The sequence below is a fragment of the Nitratireductor sp. ZSWI3 genome (genome assembly GCF_024655565.1).
Lineage (GTDB): Bacteria > Pseudomonadota > Alphaproteobacteria > Rhizobiales > Rhizobiaceae > Nitratireductor.
On record NZ_JANKOF010000152.1, the window covers coordinates 1 to 6840 of the forward strand.

The window sequence follows — 6840 nt, forward strand, 5'->3', positions numbered from 1 at the left end:
GAACATGGGTGAGCGTACCGACAGTCTCGCCGTAGAGCTTCACATTTAGCACGGAAACGTCAGTCATCGCCTACCTCCTGATGATGATCGTCGTCATCATCGTCATCGAGACGGTAGGCGCGACGCGGCTCCGAGGACGGGGCTGCATGGACGAGCAGGTTTCTGAGGGCCTGCGCGCGGTTCGCGGCCTCTTCGATTTCTTTCAGTCTCTGCGCGGGCATGCGCACGGCCTCATCGATCCGCCGCTGGTTGTCCGCGATTTTTTGCAGGGCGCTCAGCGGCTGGGTGACGCGCTTGATGGAGTCGAGATAGTTGTCGATCGTCTTGAAGTTGCCGATCGTGCGCAGGTTTTCCTGAATCTTGTTCAGGGCGTTCAGATCGGGAAAACTCAGGCGCAGCTTGTCAACCGCGTCGAGCGAGCGCTGCAGCTCCTTGACCGCGCTGCGGTACCTCTCGGTTGCCGGGACGGCGGGGGTGATGCTACGGACGACGCTGTCCACAGCCGGCAGCGCCTTGCGCGGCACCAGCCTGACTTCCAGGTCGAGCGCGCGGGCCAGTTCGATCAGGCTCGAAAGGCGAATATCGGCGTTGCCGCTTTCGATCTTGGAGATATGGCTTTGCGGCACGCCGGTGCGGGCGCTCAGCGCACGCTGGCTGAGGCCCTTGGCTCCCCGGCCCTTTTTCAGGGCCTCGATGATATCTTCGCTCGCGTATGCCATGATCTGTTATCGCTCATCGATCTCTGCTCTTGATCTAAGATAGCATATCAAATGCTGGATTGGAATATCTAATCTATAATTGCATATTGCCTTGCCTGGCCGATCTATTTTAGCATATCAGGGCCGCAATCGACGACGGAGGTGCCCGCCATGAATATCCTGTTCGTCTGCACCGCGAACAAGCTGCGCAGCTCGACGGCGGAGGCCGTGTTTTCGGGGCGACGGTCTCGTCCGCCTCGCCGAACTGCGCGGCGGGCGCGGGCTCTACTCCCTTCGCAGGCCGAGGCAGGCTCCGGCATCGCCGACGCCGCCGGCGTCGCGGCCATGCGGGTCCTGGTCGCCTGCTATGGCGGCGACTACATCCGCGTCCCCCTTGCCGGCGTCGTCATCGAGAACTTGGACTGGCTGGCTTTCATCGACCGCTACGACCGGCCGAGGACGTTGTTCTACCTCGACCCGCCCTATTGGAGCTCGGAAGGCGACTATGGCAGGGAGCTATTCGGACGCGATCAGTTGGCCGTCATGGCCGAGCGCCTGGCGAAGATCGAGGGGCGCTTCATCCTGTCGATCAATGATGTGCCGGAGGTGCGAGCGCTGTTCGGCCGCTTCGCGATGGTGGCAGTTGAGCTCCGGTATTCGGTATCGGGTGGCAGGGGGACTGCGGCGCGGGAGCTGATTGTCATGAACTCACGCTGCTTTCCCGAGGATGGTTGACAGCATGTGAAAAGCGCCGTCCTTAAAGGTATAGACAATGCTTCATTCGGGCATGCCATGAAGTTCGACATTTTTTTCTTTGATGCATTGGGAAGATTTCCAAGCCGTTTACGGAAATCCTCCTGCTTGCTGTGTCACGCAATAAGCTGGGTGTTTGCACTCCTTCTGCTTTGTGGACCGTCCTGGGCTGCCGATCTCTTCACATTGGCTGAAAGTGGTTCGCCGCAAGAGATCGCCAGCACAATCAGGACCGGTGGTAACGTCAACGCTACGGATGAGAGAGGCGTGACGCCGCTGATGATCGCGGCGGCCAACGCCGCCGACCGGGCCATCATCCAGGCGCTCGTGAAGGGCGGAGCCGATGTCAATGCGGCTGACCCGGACGGCTGGACAGCAATGATGAACGCCGCAGCCTACAACGATGAGCCCGCCATTTTGCAGACCTTGATCGATGCCGGTGCGAATTTGGAGGCACGTAGGAGAGATGGCTTCACGGCACTGATGATCGCAGCCGGCGAGAACATCAATCCTTATGTCGTACAGACGCTTTTGGATGCGGGTGCTGACCTTGCCGCCCATGACTCAACCGGGTGGACTGCACTTATGAGTGCCGCCGCGCACAATGATAATCCGACAACGACACGGATGCTGTTGAGAGCTGGCTCTGACGTACAGGTGCAGACCAGCGAAGGCTGGACAGCGCTGTCGGCAGCAGCAGAATCAACGTGATAGAAGTCGACCTCGTTCGACTTCTACTTGCCGATGCTCATCTGCTAATGATGGTCGTAGGCCTGTGATCATGCGTCTGCGCTGTTTGAACTCGGCGGCGGAACTCAGGATTGCAATTATTTCTGTGGACACCTATTCCGCGTTGGGAGTTGTTCGTTGACATAATCTGGTGCCCGAAAAGTATTTCGGCAGGTATCGATTATGGAGGCGGCCATGGGGGCTTGGTGCGTTCGCGCGCTTTTCTTTGCGCTTGTGCTGATGGGCGGCGTTGTGACCGGGTCGGGACTGGTCTTGGCGCAGACGTCACAGGGGAGCGCAGCCCCCGCCCAGGATGACGGCGCGTCCGGGACGGCGCCGGCGCCCGGTTATGGCAATGGCGGCGGCGGGCTGGGCAATGCCTCGCCCTCGGATGAGGGCACCGATCCATCGGCGGATGGGGATGCCGTCGAGGATGAGGCCCAGGAGCAGAAGCCGTCTCCGGATGCTTCCAGCGATGTGCAGGCCGAGCCGGAGGCGCTTGCCACCGAGCTTTCGACCGCGACGGAGCCGCCGCCTGCCGACAAGATCTATGGCGATCTGCAGAAGGTGTCGATCCCGCGCGCCGACGGCAATGCCGGCAGCCTGTTCTACACGGTCGACATCGACGTTCCGGCCTTTCGCGGTCTCGAGCCGCGCCTTGGACTGCACTACAACTCGTCGCGCAAGACCAAGCTCGGCGGTCTCTATCAGGGATGGCTCGGCTATGGCTGGGGGCTCGAAGGGTTCGATGTGATCGAGCGGGCAAGCCCGGGCCGGGGGCTGCCGAAGTTCGATGCCGCCGATGTGTTCCTTCTTAATGGCACGGAACTGGTGTCCTGCGGGGCGAGCACCAGTTCGCCGTCCTGCACGAGCGGGGGAACGCACGCCACGGAGATCGAGACCTACCGGCGCATTCACTTCAACGCCGGCACGCGGGAGTGGAAGGTCACCGATCGTGACGGGACAGTGTCCACCTTCCGGACCACAGCGGCTGTCAGCGGGGTGAGCTTCACGGCGGGCACGCGCGAGTTCCAGGTGACCAACGAGTATCGCTGGCATCTGAGCTCGGTCGTGGACACGCATGGCAACCGGGTCGATTACGGCTATGCCTGTCCGGGGATCGCGGCCGCGCCGCTGACGGCGGTGTGCTATCCGAGCACGGTCAGCTACAACGGCACGGTGATCACCTTCCATCGGGAGAGCCGCCCCGATCACATCCTGATGGCCAATGGGCTGGACATTTCGGAGGTGAAGGAGCGGATCAGGACGATCAGCGTCAAGGTTGGCTCGGCGCAGCGCACGGCCTACACGCTGACCTACGATCAGGCACCGTTCTCCAACACGTCCCGGCTGACGCTGGTCGAGCGCCACGGCACCAATGCGTCCGTCGCATCGGATGGCACGGTGACGCCGCCGGCATCGGGAACGTCGAAGAAGCGCATCGGCGCCTTCACCTACCAGGACACCGCGCCAAACTACACGCTCCAATCCAATCCCAACATTGTCCCGCCACGATACAGCCCACTCTTTCCCTTTCCGTTTCGATCGCATACCCGGCCTTACGGAAAGGAATTTCAGAAAGCCGCAGACCTCAATTTTGATGGTCGCGATGAACGCTACGGTAACCTTCTTTTAGAGGGCTCGGAGGATTCGGGGGAACCTTCGGAATGGTATCAGAGCATCATTCATTTTGATGCTGACGGGCGAGCTATTGATACCAAACACTTCAAGCTCTGGAGCAAGACGTACCTCTCGAAAGATTCATTCTCAGTCAACGGTCGGTTCGATTCAACCGGGAAGACGATAGATTTCTTGGAAGGGAGCGTGCTGACTGTCGAGGATTCGTCCGACTGGGGAACTGGCGGATATGCGAGATACAACTACATCTTGACCACGGACTCGACCTTGGCGATGTCGCCCGTCAATTGCGGCTCCGCCAGTGGCGTCTATGTAGAACTCTGCTCAGTACTCAACCAAAGCAGCACAGCCAATAATTCAAAAGTTTCCAAGCCTCTGGTCGCCGATTTCGATGGCGACGGCATCGACGCCGCGTATGTGATGCCGAGGCAAAGTGACTATGTAGTCGATCGCATACCTGAGCCAGCTGACTTCGCTGCTGACGGGCGCCAGCGAGTTTTATTCATGGATGGCCGGAAGGGGGTGTATGCCGATGGAGCGTGGAGTTACGAAGGCGACCCGATCGAATTGGGATGCGTAGACGACTCTGTTTTTTCATTTGATCGCAATCGCTGTGTTCTCGCCGATGTGAACGGTGATGGGGCGGTGGATGCTATCGTCGGGCGAAGCATCTCCATGAACGCAGATTCCGGTGGCGCAGATTTCGTGCCGGAGATTTTCCTTTCGACGGGGCGCTCATTCAAGAAGCTTGCGATGCCGACACAGATCGGCGGACGGCTGATCCTGCGCGACTACGACAATGACGGGCGGGCGGACTTCCTGACGCTCGACGGGTGGTACAGTTACCAGTGGCAGCCGACCGGCACTATGCGGGCCTATTCGCTGCGGATGGGCGGCAGCAACAATCTGACGCTGGTGACCACCTTCGGCGGTACGCGGACGATCATAGTCGGCGACTTCAACGGTGACGGTCTGCCGGACTTCTTCGATGGAGCGGAAGTCGATAGCCTGCATGTCTCGACGCCGGGTTCTGGCAGTCCGAACCTTCTGCGCTCGGTCCTGAACGAGCTCGGGGCGACGATCTCGGTCGACTACACGCCGTCGAGCCGTTGGCAGAACGCGTTCCTGCCGCAGGTGATGCATGCGGTGACGAAGCTGACGGTCGATGACGGGCGCGGACAGGCGGCCGCGACGAGCTACAGCTATGCGGGCGGCAAGTACGATCCCAAGGCCCGCAAGTTCCTGGGCTATCGCACGGTCAAGGAGACCAGGCCACGGGCGAACGGGGAGACGGCCTCGCCGACGGTCGAGACGACCTATCGCCAGGATCTGGCAAGTTATGGCCTGCCGGAGCTGACGATCCACAAGGACGGAGCCGGCGTCGAGCGCAGGAGAGTGGCGGAGACCTATTGGGTGAACGCCGCCGCCAAGCCCTACTGGGCCCGCAACATCCGCACGACGACGACGGCGACGGAGAACATCGCCCATGAGCTGATGGTGGAGCGGGTGTTCGATGTCTACGGCAATGTGCTCGAGGTGAGGGATCACGGCCGCACGGATGAGGCGGGCGACGAGCTGTGGACGATCCGCGACTACGCGCCCAACACGACGGCGTTCATCACGTCGCTCCCCTATACGGAGACCATCCGTGACGTCTTCAACTCGGCGGCCGATCCGGTGCGGGTGACCGGCTTCCACTACGACAACGCCTCCGACCGCTCGACCCCGCCGACCAGGGGCGACCTCACGCGCAAGGTCTTTCGCGTGAGCTATGATCCTGCGGCGGCGATCACGGGCACGGAGGAGCGCTACGGCTACGACGCCTACGGCAACCGCGTCTTCATGCTGGACGGGCTGGGGAACCGGACGGAGTGGACCTATGACGCCACCTACCATCTCTATCCGGTGGAAGAGCGTGATCCGCGCTACTTCGCCAATGGGGGTGAGCCGGCGGACACCCGTCATCGGACGACGGCGACCTATGATCCGGTCTGCGGTCAGCCGGCGACACAGACCGATCTCAACGGCGTCTCATACACGCTGACCTACGATGTCTTTTGCCGGCTTGAGGAATTCCGCAACACGAGGACGGGTCACTATCAGATATACCACTTCTACGAAGAGGGGGATCCGACCCGGCAGCGCTTCGTCGTCTACGAGCCTTCGCCCAACAGCACCGGCAACAACTGGAAAGCCGGCTATTACGACGGTCGCGGCAGAGTGTGGCAGGAGAACACGCGCTATGACGATCCCGACGGTCCGTCGCGGGTCGTGCGGACGGTGCACGATGCGCGTGGCAACATCGCGCGGCAAAGCCATCCCTTCTTTGTGGACGAGACCGCTCAATACACCGAGCACCGCTATGACTGGGCGGACCGCGTGGTGGCGACGATCAATCCGGACGGTTCGCAAAGGACATACGAGCACTTCTTCCCGACGCACCTTCTGTCACACACGGTCAACATACCGCACACCGCCACCCGGTTGATCGACGAGGAGGGGCTGAGGACCTCCACCTATCGAAACACGCGCGGGGGGATCATCCGGATCCTGCGCCGCGACGCCGCCGACACGGTCAGTTCCTCATCCTCCATAACCTTGAGCCACGATGCGTTCGGCCGTCTGATCGGCGTCGAGGACATCGGCGGGGCACAATGGAGCTACAGCTATGATCTGGTCGGCAACCGGCTGACGGTGTCCGATCCGGATCTGGGGAACTGGTCGTACAAATATGACGGCGCCAATCGCCTGGTCGAGCAGCGCGATGCGCGCGGCACGGTCACGACGATGCGCTACGACCAGTTGGGCCGGCTGCTCGAGCGGCAGGTGACGTCGCCCTCGGTCGCCAATCCTATCCTGCTTTCGAACACCTATGACGAGGCGCGCACGGGATATTACAATGTCGGTCAGCTGACGACGTCGGAAACGCCCGGCGTGGTGGTGCACCGGATCGACTGGCGGGCTTCGGGCAACGAGGCCAAGCGGGTCACGACGGTGACGGCCGGCGGCACGACGCATCAGA

At 61.3% G+C, this 6840-nt stretch carries 4 protein-coding genes; 3 read left to right on the top strand and 1 reads right to left on the bottom strand.

All coding sequences use genetic code 11. The features are described 5' to 3' along the window. Positions 1–59 precede the first annotated feature (59 nt). Positions 60–719, bottom strand: a complete 660-nt coding sequence (locus NUU27_RS24400; RefSeq protein ID WP_257764899.1) for a helix-turn-helix domain-containing protein — start codon at positions 717–719, stop codon at positions 60–62. A 150-nt stretch (positions 720–869) separates the two neighbouring features. Between NUU27_RS24400 and NUU27_RS25530 the strand changes: the two genes are divergently transcribed. The 3 genes from NUU27_RS25530 to NUU27_RS24415 all read left to right on the top strand — a co-directional run. Further along, a complete protein-coding gene (locus NUU27_RS25530; RefSeq protein ID WP_308220001.1) occupies positions 870–1433 on the top strand; it encodes a hypothetical protein in 564 nt (187 codons plus the stop codon). Between the two features lie 6 nt (positions 1434–1439). After that, complete coding sequence (locus tag NUU27_RS24410; protein WP_257764900.1) at positions 1440–2162, top strand: ankyrin repeat domain-containing protein; 723 nt, start codon at positions 1440–1442, stop codon at positions 2160–2162. Between the two features lie 213 nt (positions 2163–2375). Further along, the coding region (locus NUU27_RS24415; protein ID WP_257764901.1) for a toxin TcdB middle/N-terminal domain-containing protein at positions 2376–6840 on the top strand (4465 nt) is incomplete at its 3' end.